The organism is Phytopseudomonas flavescens (assembly GCF_900100535.1).
Taxonomy (GTDB): domain Bacteria; phylum Pseudomonadota; class Gammaproteobacteria; order Pseudomonadales; family Pseudomonadaceae; genus Aquipseudomonas; species Aquipseudomonas flavescens.
Genome location: NZ_FNDG01000001.1, coordinates 395,511 through 409,642, shown reverse-complemented (window position 1 = coordinate 409,642; position 14,132 = coordinate 395,511). Strand labels below are relative to the sequence as shown.

The window sequence follows — 14,132 nt, the reverse complement described above, 5'->3', positions numbered from 1 at the left end:
TGCTAAAATGCAGCGCCTCTTCCATCGGTAGCCTGCATCGTGGCATTCACCTGGGTCGATTGGGCGATCATCGCCATCATCGCCGTATCGAGTCTGATCAGCTTGAGTCGAGGCTTCGTCAAGGAAGCCCTGTCGCTGGTCACCTGGATCATCGCTGGCGTGGTTGCCTGGATGTTCGGTGGTGCGCTCTCTGAGCATCTCGGTGCCTATATCGAAACCCCGTCCGCCCGCGTGGTCGTCGCCTGTATCCTGTTGTTCGTGCTGACCCTGCTGGTCGGTGCGTTGATCAATTATCTGATCGGCGAACTGATCCGGGTCACCGGCCTTTCCGGCACGGATCGGTTTCTCGGCATGGTATTCGGTGCCGCACGGGGTGCCCTGCTGGTGGTGGTCGCCGTCGGGCTGTTGAGCCTGGGGCCCGTCGAGCAGGACGCCTGGTGGCAGCAGTCGACGCTGCTGCCACATTTTCTGTTGGTTGCAGACTGGTCGAAGAACCTCATTCTGGGAATGTCCAGCGAGTGGTTGGCCAGTGGTATACGCGAACCGGTCGAACTGCCGTTCAAAGATGTGCTGCAGGGATCCATTCCCGGCAGCGCTGGTAATTAGTCGTCTCACTGAGTAGGGGTTGCGTCACATGTGTGGCATTGTCGGTATCGTCGGTAAATCGAACGTCAATCAGGCGCTGTATGACGGCCTCACCGTCCTCCAGCACCGCGGCCAGGATGCTGCCGGTATCGTCACCAGCCACGAAGGGCGGCTGTTCCTGCGCAAGGACAACGGCCTGGTGCGCGACGTGTTCCAGCAGCGGCACATGCAGCGTTTGATCGGCCACATGGGCATTGGCCATGTGCGCTATCCGACCGCAGGCAGCTCCAGCTCGGCGGAGGCCCAGCCGTTCTACGTCAACTCCCCCTATGGCATCACCCTGGCGCACAACGGCAACCTGACCAACGTCGAGCAGTTGGCCAAGGAGATCTACGAGTCGGATCTGCGCCACGTCAACACCAGCTCCGATTCCGAAGTGCTGCTCAACGTGTTCGCCCACGAACTGGCGGTGCGCGGCAAGCTGCATCCCACCGAGGAAGACGTGTTCGCTGCGGTCAAGGACGTGCACAAGCGCTGCCGTGGCGGCTACGCGGTGGTGGCGATGATCACCGGCTATGGCATCGTCGGTTTCCGCGACCCCAATGGCATCCGCCCGATCGTCTTCGGCCAGCGCCACACCGACGAAGGCGTCGAGTACATGATCGCCTCGGAAAGCGTGGCACTGGACGTACTGGGGTTCACCCTGATCCGCGACGTGGCGCCGGGCGAGGCGGTGTACATCACCGAAGAAGGGCAACTGCACACTCGCCAGTGTGCGCCCAACCCGCAGCTCAAACCGTGCATCTTCGAGCATGTCTACCTGGCTCGCCCGGATTCGATCATGGACGGTGTGTCGGTCTACAAGGCGCGCCTGCGCATGGGCGAGAAGCTGGCCGACAAGATCCGCCGCGAGCGCCCCGAGCACGATATCGACGTGGTCATCCCGATTCCCGATACCAGCCGTACTTCGGCGCTGGAGCTGGCCAACCACCTCGGTGTGAAGTTCCGCGAAGGTTTCGTCAAGAACCGCTACATCGGCCGCACCTTCATCATGCCGGGGCAGGCCGCCCGCAAGAAATCGGTGCGCCAGAAGCTCAACGCCATCGAACTGGAGTTCCGCGGCAAGAACGTGATGCTGGTGGACGACTCCATCGTACGCGGCACCACCTGCAAGCAGATCATCCAGATGGCCCGGGAAGCCGGCGCGAAGAACGTGTATTTCTGTTCGGCCGCCCCCGCCGTGCGTTATCCGAACGTGTATGGCATCGACATGCCGAGCCCCCACGAACTGATCGCCCATGGTCGCTCCACCGAGCAGGTTGCCGAGCTGATCGGTGCCGACTGGCTGGTCTATCAGGATCTCGACGATCTGAAAGAAGCCGTCGGTGGCGGCAAGATCAAGATCGAGGATTTCGACAGTGCCGTGTTCGATGGCCGCTACGTGACCGGCGATGTCGACGAGGCATACCTCAATCGCATCGATCTGGCCCGTAACGATGGCTCCAAGACCAGCAGCCAGGCGGTCAGCGAGATCATCGATCTTTACAACAACTGAGTTGCAAGCGGCCGAGCGCCGAGCGCTGAAATATTGATAACCGGGCCCATGTGGCCCGGACTGGTTTCCGGACGAGGACGCGATATGACACGGGAATGGGATGCAGGTCGACTCAACAGCGATCTGGAAGGTGCAGGTTTCGACACCCTGGCGGTACGTGCCGGACAGCACCGCACGCCCGAGGGCGAGCACAGCGAAGCACTGTTCACCACCTCCAGCTATGTGTTCCGCACCGCCGCCGATGCGGCGGCGCGCTTCGCCGGCGAAGTACCGGGCAATGTCTATTCGCGTTACACCAACCCCACGGTGCGGGCCTTCGAGGAGCGCATCGCGGCGATGGAAGGGGCCGAGCAGGCCGTCGCAACCGCCTCGGGCATGTCGGCGATCCTGTCCATCGTCATGAGCCTGTGCAGTGCCGGCGATCACGTGCTGGTGTCGCGCAGCGTATTCGGCTCGACCATCAGCCTGTTCGAGAAGTACCTGAAGCGCTTCGGCGTTCAGGTCGACTACGTGCCATTGGCCGACCTGCAGGCCTGGTCAGCCGCATTCAAGCCCAATACCAGGCTGCTGTTCGTCGAGTCACCCTCCAATCCGCTGGCCGAACTGGTGGACATCGCCGCATTGGCGCAGATTGCCCACGAGCGTGGCGCGCTGCTGGCCGTGGACAATTGCTTCTGCACGCCCGCGCTGCAGCAGCCGCTGAAGCTCGGTGCGGACATCGTCATGCACTCGGCGACCAAGTTCATCGACGGCCAGGGCCGCGCCATGGGTGGCGTGGTGGCCGGTAGCGCCAAGCTGATGACCGACGTCGTGGGTTTCCTGCGTACCGCAGGCCCGACCCTAAGCCCGTTCAACGCCTGGATCTTCCTCAAGGGGCTGGAGACCCTGCGCATTCGCATGCAGGCTCACTGTGCCAGCGCCCTGGCACTCGCCCAGTGGCTGGAGCAGCAGGACGGTATCGAGCAGGTGTATTACGCCGGTCTCGCCAGCCACCCTCAGCATGAGCTGGCAGCGCGTCAGCAGAGCGCCTTCGGCGCCGTGGTGAGCTTCGAGGTCAAGGGAGGCAAGGAGGGCGCCTGGCGTTTCATCGATGCCACGCGGGTGATTTCCATCACCACCAACCTGGGCGATACCAAGACCACCATCGCCCATCCTGCGACCACCTCTCACGGCCGCCTTTCGCCACAGGAGCGTGCCAATGCGGGCATTCGCGACAGCCTGATCCGGGTTGCCGTCGGCCTGGAAGACGTGGCCGATCTGAAAGCCGATCTGGCCCGTGGTCTGGCGGCGCTGTAAAACCATTATTTTTGAAAAAAATGAAGCGGGGCCTTGACTTAGGTTCGGCCCCCGCGTAAATTTCGCGGCCTCACAAGGCAATGGGTGATTAGCTCAGCCGGGAGAGCATCTGCCTTACAAGCAGAGGGTCGGCGGTTCGATCCCGTCATCACCCACCATTCCCTTGAGAGATCGGACGAAAGTCCACCGACGCGCAGCGGTAGTTCAGTCGGTTAGAATACCGGCCTGTCACGCCGGGGGTCGCGGGTTCGAGTCCCGTCCGCTGCGCCATATTTTCCATGCACGACGTTGTCTGGCATGTGATGCACAAGCATATTTCGCATCTGCGATGCACGAGTTGTCCGGACGCAAGTCCACCGACACGCAGCGGTAGTTCAGTCGGTTAGAATACCGGCCTGTCACGCCGGGGGTCGCGGGTTCGAGTCCCGTCCGCTGCGCCATATTGGCTTCCATGGTGTTCCACCGAACGCCTGGGAGCCGAAGAAAATAGCGGCCTATGGCCGCTTTTTCTTTTTCTGAATTCTACCCAGAACCCTCCCGGCCGCGCTGTTTCAGTACCTCGCTGGCATTCGCTTTTCCAATCCCACCTCACTGCATTTCTACCGTTCGGTGCAGTCCTGACGCATGTCCTTTCCGGATCCAGACCAGGACAGGACTCTTGACAGAGAGTGCGACGGGACAGGTCAGCGAGGGATACGACCGGGTGCTGGCGGTAGCGAGGGTTCGCCTGATTGCGCCTCGGCCAACTCGCGAAAGCGTTTGGCGACGGCCGTCTCGTAGTTCGGGTTGAAGGCCAGCGCCAGGCCGATCGACGCCTGGCCGGGTAGCGGCGCGAGGCTGCGGAAGACCACATTTTCAAGCGAGCGCAAGGCGGCATTGCCGGGAACCAGGGCAACGCCCAGGCCGCTGGCGACGAGAAACAGCACGGTCTGCACCTGCACCGCCTCCTGTGCCACGCGCGGGAAGATGCCGGCTTCCTCGAACAGCAGGCTGACCAGCGAGTGCAGGCCAGGCACGACGTTGGCGGTGTAATGGATGAACGGCTGTTCGGCGAGGTCGGCGAGGGTCAGGTCGTGCTTCGCGGTCAGCGGATGGCGGGCGGGCAGGGCGGCGACGAAGCGATCGCGTTCGATGACCAGGTATTCGATCTGGCTACGCCGGGTCAGCGGTACGCGCACGATGCCGACATCGATGCGGTGCTGTTCCAGGGCACTGATGATCCAGGTATTGCTCTCTTCGGTGCAGGTCATCACCACGTTGGGGTAGTTGTCGCGGAACGACGGCAGCAGCTTGGGCAGTAACGCGTTCTTCGCCGAACCGACGAAGCCGATCCGCAGGATGCCGGACAGCCCGGCCGCGGTGGAACGGGCGATACGCGCCACCTCTTGGGCATGGAATAGCGTCTGCCGCGCCGACTCCAGCACCGCTTCGCCTTCGCGGGTCAATTGCACGGCGTGGGTGGTGCGGCTGAACAGCTTCACGCCGATCTCATCCTCCAGCTTGCGGATCGACACCGACAATGGCGGCTGGCTCATGAACAGCCGTTCGGCCGCCGCGCGAAAGTTGAGCGTCTCGGCGAGCACGACGAATTGCTGCAGCTGGCGAATCTCCACGGTGATACTCCATTCGTATCAGGCAATCAGTATTTAATACTACACAGCCTGTTTCTCCGTGGCAGTCTTTTCCCACAACGAGCCTCGTCGCTCGATACAAAAACAACAATGTGGAGACTGTCATGTCATCAGCTATCGCTGACGCTCTCGAGAAAGTATTCCGCCCGCGTTCCGTCGCCATCCTCGGCGCCTCCAACGACACCGCCCGCATCTCTGGCCGTGCCCTGCATTACCTGCTCAAGGCCGGTTACCAGGGCGCGATCTACCCGGTCAACAACAAGCGCGACGACGTGCAGGGCCACAAGGCCTACGCCTCGATGCAGGCGCTGCCCGACGTTCCCGATATCGCCCTGATCTGCCTGCCTTCGGCGCTGCTCAAGCAGGCCTTGCTCGATTGCATCGCCAAGGGCGTCGGCGCAGCGGTGATCTACGCCGCCGGTTTCGCCGAAACCGGCGAACAAGGCGAGCAATTGCAGCAGGAACTCAAGGCCATCGCCTTGCAGGGCAACTTGCGCCTGCTGGGGCCGAACTGCCTGGGGCTGCTCAACGCGTACAGCGGTTTCGTCGGTACGTTCAGCAGCGCCTTCGACGAGGAACTGCCGACGCCTGGGCCGGTGGCCATCGTCAGCCAGAGTGGTGCCTATGGCGGGCACGTCGCCTACCTCTGTCGCAAGCGCAACATCGGCATCGGCTACTGGATTTCCACCGGCAACGAGATGGATGTCGACGTTGCCGACTGCATCCGCTGGCTGGCCGAGCAGGACGACGTCTCCGTGATCGTCGCTTATGCAGAAGGCGCACGGGATGGTGAAAGCTTCCGCAATGCGCTGCGTGTGGCTCATGAGCGGCGCAAGGCGGTTATCTTCATGAAGGTCGGCGACTCCAGCAAGGGGGCGGTGGCGGCACAATCCCACACCGCCAGCCTGGCGGGCGCCGATACGCTCTACGACGGCCTGTTCCGTCAGTACGGCGTGTACCGCGCGCGCACCACCCAGGAGCAGGTCGACGTGGCCTATGCCGCCAGCCGCGGCAATTATCCGCGCAGCCGCCGCCTGGGCATCATCACCGTGTCGGGCGGCTTCGGTATCCAGCTGTGCGATGCCGCCGAGCGCAACGACCTGGATGTGTCCAGCCTGCCCGAGGGCGCACGGGCCAAGCTGCGTGACATCAACCCCATGGGCAGCGACGACAATCCCTGCGACACCACGGCCGGCTGGCTCAACGACATGAGCCTGATCACCCGCACCTTCGAGGTGATGTACGCCGACGGCGGTTATGACAGCATCATCGGCTCCTTCACCATGCTGCCCGATTCGCCGACCTTCGGCACCCGGATCAAGGCCGCCATCCAGGCTGGCACCGAAGCTTTTCTCGACCGCCCGACCGTGCTGTGCATGGAAGCGCGCCCCGAAGTGGTGAAGGCTTACGAGGATGCCGGCTTCCTGGTCTACGACGACTCCGAGCGTGCCGCCCGGGCCATCGGTGCCCTGGCCAGTTTGCGCGAAGGCTTCGAGCGCCCGGCGCTGGCGACGCAAAATGTCAGTAGCGTCAGGCTGTTGGCCGGGCAGGGCATGCTGTCGGAGATGAGTGCCCAGCGCGTGTTGCGTGAGGTGGGCGTGCCGTTCCTGCCGACCGAACTGGTCGACAGCGCCGACCGTGCGGGCGAAGTGGCCGCCGCCATGGGCTTCCCGGTGGCCATGAAGATCGTCTCGCCAGACATCCTGCATAAAACCGAAATCGGTGGTGTGGTGCTCTCGATCAGCGATACGGCTGCGGCGCGCGATGCCTATGAGCTGCTCCGTGAGCGCGCTGCCCAGGCCTGCCCCGATGCGCGGGTGGAGGGCGTGCTGATCACGCCGATGGCACGCAAGGGCGTCGAGACCATCATCGGCGTCAACCACGATCCGGCGTTCGGCCCGGTGGTGATGTTCGGCCTGGGCGGTATCTTCACCGAGCTGTTCAAGGACGTGTCGTTCCGCGTCGCACCCTTCGACAAGGCCGAGGCGCTGCGCATGATCGGCGAGATCAAGGGCCACGCGCTGCTGGCCGGTTTTCGCGGCAAGCCGGCGGTGGATATCGACGCTATCGCCGAGCTGCTGGTGAACGTTTCGCGCTTCGCTGCGGCCAACGCCGATACCTTGCAGGCCATCGACCTCAACCCGGTGGTGGCGCTGGAGCAAGGGCAGGGTGCGTTTGCCCTGGACGCGCTGCTGATCGGTCGGGAGGCCTGAGATGGCCATCGATTATCAGGCCCTGCTCGACAGGCCGTTCGCCCCTGTCGAGCATCGTTTCACTGCCCGCGACAGCATGCTCTACGCGCTGTCACTGGGTGTCGGCAGCCAGGCCGCCGATCCTCGGCAGTTGCCCTATGTATTCGAAGAGGGGCAGCGGGCGTTCCCGACCTTGCCGATGGTCCTTGGTTATCCGGGATTCTGGGCGCGCGAAGCGGATACCGGCATCGACTGGCGGCGCCTGGTGCATGCCGAGCAATCGATGATTGTGCATCGGCCGCTGCCGGTCGCCGGCACGGTGATCGGTCACAACCGCATCACCCGGATCATCGACAAAGGCCGCGACAAGGGCGCGCTGCTCTATCAGGAACGGCGCGTGGTCGAGGCGACCACGGGCGAACTGCTGGCGACCGTCAACCAGGTCAGCCTGTTGCGCGGCGATGGTGGTTTCGGCGGGCCGAGCGGGCCTGTGCCGGCTCCGTACAGGCTGCCTGAACGGCCGGCCGACGGGGTGTGCGATCTGCCAACCTTGCCTCAGGCGGCGCTGCTGTATCGGCTCAACGGCGACTACAACCCGTTGCATGCCGAGCCCGCCGTTGCCCGGGCGGCCGGCTTCGAACGCCCCATCCTGCATGGCCTGTGCACCCTAGGGGTGGCCGTGCATGCGCTGCTGCGCAGTGTCCTGAGCTACGAAGATGCGCGCGTGCACGGGCTCGGCGTGCGCTTCAGCGCGCCTTTCTATCCGGGCGAGACCCTGCGCACCGAGTTCTGGGTCGATGGCGAGCGGGTGTCGTTTCGCTGCAGCGCCCTGGAGCGCGGTGTGATGGTCCTCAACGCCGGGCACATGACGCTGTCGCCGGGTTGAACCCGGCGGCCTATTCCGAACACGCAAACAACAAGAGGAACGGTTATGGATCTCGGACTCAACGACAAGGTCGCCCTGGTCACCGGCTCGGCGCGGGGCCTGGGCGCGGCCACGGCCTGGCGCCTGGCCCGCGAGGGCTGCAAGGTGGTGATCACCGACATCAGTGCCGATGGCGCTAATGCCACGGCCGAGGCGATCCGCGCCGAAGGCCTGCAGGCCGTAGCGGTCCTCGCCGACATCACCCGCAAGGATCAGGTCGAAGCGTTGGTGCAGCAGACCGTCGAGACCTTCGGCGGCATCCACATCCTGGTCAACAACGCCGGCTTTCCCCGCGATGGCCTGCTGACCAAGATGAGCGAAGACGACTGGGATCAGGTCATCGCGGTGATCCTCAAGGCCGCCTACCTGACCAGCAAGGCGGTGATGCCTCACTTCATCGAGCAGCGCGGCGGGCGCATCGTCAACATCTCCTCGCGTGCCTACCTGGGCAACCCCGGCCAGGCCAACTACTCGGCCGCCAAGGCCGGCATCCTCGGCTTGACCCGGGCGCTGTCCTTGGAGGAAGGGCGCTACAACATCACGGTCAACGCCGTGGCGCCGGGCTTCGTCGAGACCGAAGCCGTTCGCTCCCTCGGCCACTTCGAGAAGATCAAGGAAGCCGCGATCAACGCCTGCCCGCTGCGCCGCACCGGCCAGCCGGAAGACATCGCAGATGCGGTGGCCTTCCTGGCCTCGGAGCGCGCCGGTTTCATCACCGGCGAGACCTTGCACGTGACTGGCGGACGCTACGGTTAAGCCCGTTGTGGCGGTGCCTTCGCCACGCACGGAGGCACCGTTGCAAACGGCTCCAGAACAACAACAAGAAAGCGGAGAAACTCCCATGAAATCATCGAGCACCCCGCTCGGCGAACAAGGCCTCAGCCACGCTGCGGCCGCGACCGGCAAGCGAACCCACACGCGTTACCTGATCGTCGCGATCCTGTTCATCGTGTCGATGCTGAACAATGCCGACCGGGCGATCCTGTCGATCACCGGCACTGAAATCCAGTCCTCCCTGGGCATGGATGCGATCACCCTGGGCTACCTGTTTTCTTCCTTCGCCTGGGCCTACATGCTGGCGCAGATTCCCGGCGGCTGGCTGATCGACCGCTTCGGCTCCAAGCGGGTCTACGGGTTCGCCATTTTCCTCTGGTCGTTCTTCACCCTGATCCAGGGCTTCGTGCCCATTCTCGGGGTCGGCTCGGCCATAGTCGCCCTGTTCGTGCTGCGCATCGCCGTCGGCCTGGCCGAAGGGCCCACCTACCCGAACAACAGCCGCGTGGTGTCGGCCTGGTTCCCGTCGTCGGAGCGGGCCACGGCCTCAGCTATCTTCAACTCGGCGCAATACGCCGCGGCGGTGGTATTCACCCCACTGATGGGCTGGCTGACCCACGCCCACGGCTGGCCGGCCGCTTACTTCGTGATGGGCGTGCTGGGCATCGTCATCGCCCTGGGCTGGATGGCGCTGTTCCATTTTCCGACCCGTCACCCTCGGGCCAGTCAGGCCGAAATCGACTACATCCGCGAGGGCGGCGGCATGGTCGACCTCGACAGCACTCCGGCAACCAAGGCCGAGAGTCCGGTGCATACCTGGGCCTGCCTCAAGGAGTTGCTGGGCAACCGCATGCTGCTCGGCGTGTACGTCGGCCAGTTTGGCATCACCACCATCGTTTATTTCTTCCTCACCTGGTTCCCGATCTACCTGATCAAGGGCTTGAACATGCCGATCATGAACGCCGGCTTCATCGCTGCGATCCCGGCGGTGTTCGGCTTCCTCGGCGGCGTGCTGGGCGGCCTGGTGTCCGACTGGCTGCTCAAGCGCGGACATTCGGTGACCTTTGCCCGCAAGTCGGTGATCGTGGTCGGCATGCTGCTGTCGATGTCCATCGTGCTGTGCAACTGGGCCGACGGCAGCCAGACCCTGGTGGTGCTGTTCATGACCCTGGCGTTCTTCGGCAAGGGGGTCGGCAGCCTGGGCTGGACCGTGGTCGCCGACACCTCGCCCAAGGAAGCGGCGGGGCTCGCAGGCGGCCTGTTCAACACCTTCGCCAACGCCGCCGGCATCACCACGCCCATCGTCATCGGTTACCTGGTGCAGACCACCGGTTCGTTCGACTGGGCGCTGATCTACGTGGCCGCCAACGCGGTGCTGGCGATCTTCGCCTTTCTGTTCATCGTCGGCCCGATCAAGCGGGTCGAACTCAAGCACTCGCTCAAGGGACAGGCCTGATGACTGCCAACCCCCAGACCCTCGATCTCGACTACCTGCGCACCTGGATCGGGCGGCGTGAAACCACGCAGGAAACCCTGGCTACCGCGCCGATGGAGGGCCTGGCCGCCGTGCTGGATCATCCCCGCCGGCCATGGCCGGCGCAGCAGATCGCGCCGCTGGGCCACTGGCTGTATTTCCTGCCCCATGCCCGGCAGAGCGAAATCGATGTCGACGGCCATCCGCAGCGTGGCGGTTTCCTGCCGCCGGTGAGCCTGCCGCGGCGGATGTGGGCCGGCAGCACACTGACCTTCCAGCGTCAGCCGAACATCGGCGAGACGCTGCACAGGGTCTCGACTATCGAGGGTGTACAGGGCAAGTCCGGCAAGAGCGGCCAATTGCTGTTCGTCAGCGTTCGCCACCAGCTGTATGCCGGCGACGAGCCGTTGCTGTCCGAGGCGCAGGACATCGTCTACCGCGAAGCCGCGGGTGCCGTGGCGACCCAGGCGGCGATCCAGGCCGACGTGCTGCCGCCGCTGGATTGGCAGCGTGAGCTGCGCCCGGACCCAGTGTTGCTGATGCGTTTCTCGGCGCTGACCTTCAATGCCCATCGCATCCACTACGACCGCGATTACGCCCGCGACCATGAGGGTTATGCGGGACTGGTGGTGCATGGCCCGCTCACAGCGAGCCTGCTGCTCGACCTGTTCCTGCGCGAACACCCCGGGGCGGTGGTCAGCCGCTTCAGCTTCCAGGGCCGACGCCCGCTACTCGACACCGGGCCGCTGCGCCTGGTCGGGCGTGCCGTCGAGGGCGGCGCGCAACTATGGGCCTTGGACGAGCACGGACGCATCGGCATGAGCGCCGAGCTGGAGGCACGATGAGTACCCGCATACCCGGTTGGCGCTCGCTGCTCTTCGTGCCGGCCGACAAGCCTCGGCTGATCGAGGGCGCACACAAGCGTGGCGCCGATGCGCTGATCCTCGATCTGGAAGACGCCGTGCCCCTGGCGGACAAACCGCTGGCCCGCGAAACGCTGCTCGCCAGCGTCACGCAGCTACGGGCGCAAGGGCTGGAGGTGATCGTGCGGGTCAACGCCGAGCCCGAGCAGTTGTACCAGGACCTGCTGGCCTGTCGCCGCGCCGAGGTGAGCACGCTGATGCTGCCCAAGGTGGAGTCGCCGCAGAGCCTGGCGGCGTTCGAAACGCAGCGCGCGACGGTCGCGCAGGAGGCGGATTTCACCCCCGCGCTGATCGCCCTGATCGAATCGCCGGCTGCGCTATTGCGTGCCAGCGAGATCGCCGCGGCGCCGCAGGTCGCGGCCTTGGCCCTGGGTAGCGAAGACTTCGCCCTGAGCCTGGGCGTGGCGCCGTCCGCCGCTTGCCTGAGCCTACCTTGCCAGTGGCTGGCGCTGGCCGCGGCGGGCCATGGCAAGCGCGCCTATGGGCTGGCCCATTCTCTGGCCGACTTCAGCGATCTGCAGGCACTGGCCGCTGCCGCCGGGCAGGCGAGGGCGACCGGCCTGCACGGTGCGTTGTGCATCCATCCGTCCCAGGTGGCGGTGATCAATCGTGCCTTCGCGCCCTGCGACGCCGAGCTGGACTGGGCGCGCCAGGTGGTCTCGGCCTGGGACGCTGCCGCCGGCGGTGTGGCGCGCCTCGGCGAAAGCATGATCGACCGGCCGGTGATCGAGCGCGCACGCCATCTGTTGAAGCAAGGAGCCCGATCATGAGTGCCACCGTGTATTGCCGTATCGAAGACAAGGTCGCGGTCCTGACCCTGAGCAATCCGCCGCTGAACGTGGTGACCCGTGAGCTGACCCTGGCCTTGCAAGAACACCTGGACGCGCTCGCCCAGCAGCCGCAGGTGCGTGCGCTGGTGATCACCGGCGAGGGCGGCAAGGCGTTCTGTGCCGGCTCCGACATCGCCGAATTCGCCCAGTGGCTCGAGCCGGGGCGCATCGTTCCCGAGAAGCTGGCACTGCAGCATCGGGTATTCGGCCAGCTCGACCACTACCCCAAGCCAGTGGTCGCGGCGCTCAATGGCCTGACTTTCGGCGGCGGCCTTGAGATCGCGCTGTGCTGCGATCTGCTGGTCGCGGAAAGCCAGGTCAAGCTGGCCTTGCCGGAGATCAAGCTCGGCGTATTTCCCAGCAGCGGCGGGCCGCTGCGCGTTGCCCGGCGGATCGGTGAGGCGCGGGCCCGTGAGCTGATCCTGCTGGGCGAACCCATCGACGCCGCCACGGCGCTGCACTGGGGGCTGGTCAATCGGGTGGTCGCCACTGGCGATTCACTGAGCGCGGCGCTGGCCCTGGCGCGCCAGTTGGCCGAACGACCGCCCGTGGCCTATGGGCTGTGCAAGGCGGTGATCAGCGCCTCGCTCGATCGCGACGAAAGCCAGGCCCTGGCCTTTTCCCTGGAGGCCAGCGCCCAGGCGTTCGCTTCCGCCGAGTGTGCCGAAGGCGTGCGCGCCTTCCTGGCCAAACGAACCCCTACGTTCTGACGCGGCCGCCGGTCGCCAACCCAGGAGAACTCAAAGATGAGAAGAGCAGCCATCGTCGCTCCGCTACGCACGCCAATCGGCGCCTTCGGCGGCGCCCTCAAGGGCCTGTCGGTCGAACAGCTCGGTGCCAGCGTCGCCCGCGCGGTGGTCGAGAAGGCCGACCTCGACCCGGCGTTGATCGAGGACGTGATCTTCGCTCACTCCTATGCCAACGGCGAGGTGCCCTGCACCGGTCGTTGGGTCGCCCTGCAGGCCGGCTTTCCCATCGAGGTGGCCGGCATGCAGCTCGACCGTCGCTGCGGCAGCGGTGTGCAGTCCATCGCCACCGCAGCGATGATGATCCAGAGCGGCGTGGCCGACGTGGTCATGGCCGGCGGCGTGGAGAGCATGAGCAACGTGGAGTACTACACCACCGACATGCGCTGGGGTAAGCGCGCCGGCACGGTGAAGTTCCATGATCGCCTGGAGCGTGGCCGCGAGCGCTCCCAACCGGTCGAGCGCTTCGGCGCCATCGCCGGGATGATCGAGACTGCCGAGAACCTGGCCCGGAAATACGGCATCAGTCGCGAAGAGGCCGATGCCTTCGCCGTGCGCAGCCAGCGCAACGCCGCCGAAGCCTGGGCGTCGGGGCGTTTCGCCGAAGAAGTGATCGCGCTCAGCGTGCCGCAGCGCAAAGGCGACGCGTTGATCGTCGACCGCGATGAAGGCATCCGCGTCGACACTACCCTGGAGTCCCTGGCACGCCTCAAGCCGCTGATGAAGGACGGCACCGTCACCGCCGGCAACGCCTGCCAGCAGAACGATGCGGCCGCTGCCTGCCTGATCGTCGCCGAAGACAAGTTGCAGAGCCTGGGGCTGACGCCCATCGGTTTCCTGCATGGTTGGGCCGCCGCCGGCTGTGAGCCGAGCGAGATGGGCATCGGCCCGGTGCCGGCGACCCGGAAACTGCTTCGCAAGCTCGGCCTGAGCCTCGACGACATGGGCCTGGTCGAAGTCAACGAAGCCTTCGCCTGCCAGGTGCTGGCGGTGCTCAAGGGCTGGGACTGGCATGACATCGACCGGCTCAACGTCAATGGCTCTGGGATTTCCCTGGGCCATCCGGTCGGCGCCACCGGGGTGCGCATCATGACCACGCTGCTGCACGAAATGCAGCACCGGGGCAGCCGCTACGGCCTGGAAACCCTGTGCATCGGCGGCGGCCAGGGCATCGCTGCCGTATTCGAGCGGGCGTAGGAGG

12 protein-coding genes and 3 tRNA genes are annotated in these 14,132 nt (G+C 65.1%); 14 read left to right on the top strand and 1 reads right to left on the bottom strand.

The annotated features are described in order from the left end of the window. Nucleotides 1–39 precede the first annotated feature (39 nt). The 6 genes from BLR94_RS01945 (at nt 40) to BLR94_RS01920 (ending at nt 3,876) form a co-directional block, all read left to right on the top strand. The gene (locus BLR94_RS01945) at nt 40–606 is read left to right on the top strand and encodes a CvpA family protein (RefSeq protein ID WP_084305736.1); all 567 of its coding nucleotides are present in this window, start codon (nt 40–42) and stop codon (nt 604–606) included. A gap of 28 nt (nt 607–634) precedes the next feature. Further along, nucleotides 635–2,140 (top strand): amidophosphoribosyltransferase, encoded by a 1,506-nt coding sequence (gene purF / locus BLR94_RS01940; RefSeq protein WP_084305734.1) that lies wholly within the window; start codon nt 635–637, stop codon nt 2,138–2,140. A gap of 84 nt (nt 2,141–2,224) precedes the next feature. Next, entirely contained in the window at nt 2,225–3,436 is a 1,212-nt protein-coding gene (locus BLR94_RS01935) for an O-succinylhomoserine sulfhydrylase (protein ID WP_084305732.1), read from the top strand. Between the two features lie 82 nt (nt 3,437–3,518). After that, nucleotides 3,519–3,594: transfer RNA gene (locus BLR94_RS01930), tRNA-Val, on the top strand. Nucleotides 3,595–3,629: 35 nt separating this feature from the next. Further along, nucleotides 3,630–3,706, top strand: a tRNA-Asp gene (locus BLR94_RS01925). Nucleotides 3,707–3,799: 93 nt separating this feature from the next. After that, nucleotides 3,800–3,876: transfer RNA gene (locus BLR94_RS01920), tRNA-Asp, on the top strand. Nucleotides 3,877–4,119: 243 nt separating this feature from the next. On the opposite strand, the gene BLR94_RS01915 is transcribed toward BLR94_RS01920, so the two are convergent. Beyond that, on the bottom strand, nt 4,120–5,049 hold the full coding sequence (locus BLR94_RS01915; RefSeq protein ID WP_084305730.1) for a LysR family transcriptional regulator: 930 nt from the start codon (nt 5,047–5,049) through the stop codon (nt 4,120–4,122). A 122-nt stretch (nt 5,050–5,171) separates the two neighbouring features. On the opposite strand from BLR94_RS01915, the gene BLR94_RS01910 reads away from it, so the two are divergent. The 8 genes from BLR94_RS01910 to BLR94_RS01875 all read left to right on the top strand — a co-directional run bounded on the left by BLR94_RS01910 (nt 5,172) and on the right by BLR94_RS01875 (nt 14,128). Next, nucleotides 5,172–7,280: an acetate--CoA ligase family protein gene (locus BLR94_RS01910; protein ID WP_084305729.1), complete on the top strand. Its 2,109-nt coding sequence runs from the start codon at nt 5,172–5,174 to the stop codon at nt 7,278–7,280. Between the two features lies 1 nt (nt 7,281). Next, nucleotides 7,282–8,145, top strand: a complete 864-nt coding sequence (locus BLR94_RS01905; RefSeq protein ID WP_084305727.1) for a MaoC family dehydratase — start codon at nt 7,282–7,284, stop codon at nt 8,143–8,145. 45 nt (nt 8,146–8,190) lie between these two features. Beyond that, the gene (locus BLR94_RS01900) at nt 8,191–8,940 is read left to right on the top strand and encodes a beta-ketoacyl-ACP reductase (protein ID WP_084305725.1); all 750 of its coding nucleotides are present in this window, start codon (nt 8,191–8,193) and stop codon (nt 8,938–8,940) included. 85 nt (nt 8,941–9,025) lie between these two features. Beyond that, on the top strand, nt 9,026–10,414 hold the full coding sequence (locus BLR94_RS01895; RefSeq protein WP_084305723.1) for an MFS transporter: 1,389 nt from the start codon (nt 9,026–9,028) through the stop codon (nt 10,412–10,414). Next, entirely contained in the window at nt 10,414–11,277 is an 864-nt protein-coding gene (locus BLR94_RS01890) for an HTD2 family dehydratase (RefSeq protein ID WP_084305721.1), read from the top strand. The genes BLR94_RS01895 and BLR94_RS01890 overlap by 1 nt, the downstream gene beginning before the upstream one ends. After that, nucleotides 11,274–12,125, top strand: coding sequence for an HpcH/HpaI aldolase/citrate lyase family protein (locus tag BLR94_RS01885; protein ID WP_084305719.1), 852 nt, complete (start codon nt 11,274–11,276; stop codon nt 12,123–12,125). The genes BLR94_RS01890 and BLR94_RS01885 overlap by 4 nt, the downstream gene beginning before the upstream one ends. Next, nucleotides 12,122–12,895, top strand: coding sequence for an enoyl-CoA hydratase/isomerase family protein (locus BLR94_RS01880; protein ID WP_084305718.1), 774 nt, complete (start codon nt 12,122–12,124; stop codon nt 12,893–12,895). Before BLR94_RS01885 ends, BLR94_RS01880 begins: the two co-directional genes overlap by 4 nt. A 36-nt stretch (nt 12,896–12,931) precedes the next feature. Continuing rightward, a complete protein-coding gene (locus BLR94_RS01875) occupies nt 12,932–14,128 on the top strand; it encodes an acetyl-CoA C-acetyltransferase (protein ID WP_084305715.1) in 1,197 nt (398 codons plus the stop codon). Nucleotides 14,129–14,132: the final 4 nt, after the last annotated feature.

What these genes read in the sequence shown, in the direction of transcription:
- purF (WP_084305734.1), top strand. Translation starts at nt 635, where the DNA reads ATGTGTGGCATTGTCGGTATCGTCGGTAAATCGAACGTCAATCAGGCG.
- BLR94_RS01935 (WP_084305732.1), top strand. Translation starts at nt 2,225, where the DNA reads ATGACACGGGAATGGGATGCAGGTCGACTCAACAGCGATCTGGAAGGT.
- BLR94_RS01910 (WP_084305729.1), top strand. Translation starts at nt 5,172, where the DNA reads ATGTCATCAGCTATCGCTGACGCTCTCGAGAAAGTATTCCGCCCGCGT.
- BLR94_RS01905 (WP_084305727.1), top strand. Translation starts at nt 7,282, where the DNA reads ATGGCCATCGATTATCAGGCCCTGCTCGACAGGCCGTTCGCCCCTGTC.
- BLR94_RS01900 (WP_084305725.1), top strand. Translation starts at nt 8,191, where the DNA reads ATGGATCTCGGACTCAACGACAAGGTCGCCCTGGTCACCGGCTCGGCG.
- BLR94_RS01895 (WP_084305723.1), top strand. Translation starts at nt 9,026, where the DNA reads ATGAAATCATCGAGCACCCCGCTCGGCGAACAAGGCCTCAGCCACGCT.
- BLR94_RS01890 (WP_084305721.1), top strand. Translation starts at nt 10,414, where the DNA reads ATGACTGCCAACCCCCAGACCCTCGATCTCGACTACCTGCGCACCTGG.
- BLR94_RS01885 (WP_084305719.1), top strand. Translation starts at nt 11,274, where the DNA reads ATGAGTACCCGCATACCCGGTTGGCGCTCGCTGCTCTTCGTGCCGGCC.
- BLR94_RS01880 (WP_084305718.1), top strand. Translation starts at nt 12,122, where the DNA reads ATGAGTGCCACCGTGTATTGCCGTATCGAAGACAAGGTCGCGGTCCTG.
- BLR94_RS01875 (WP_084305715.1), top strand. Translation starts at nt 12,932, where the DNA reads ATGAGAAGAGCAGCCATCGTCGCTCCGCTACGCACGCCAATCGGCGCC.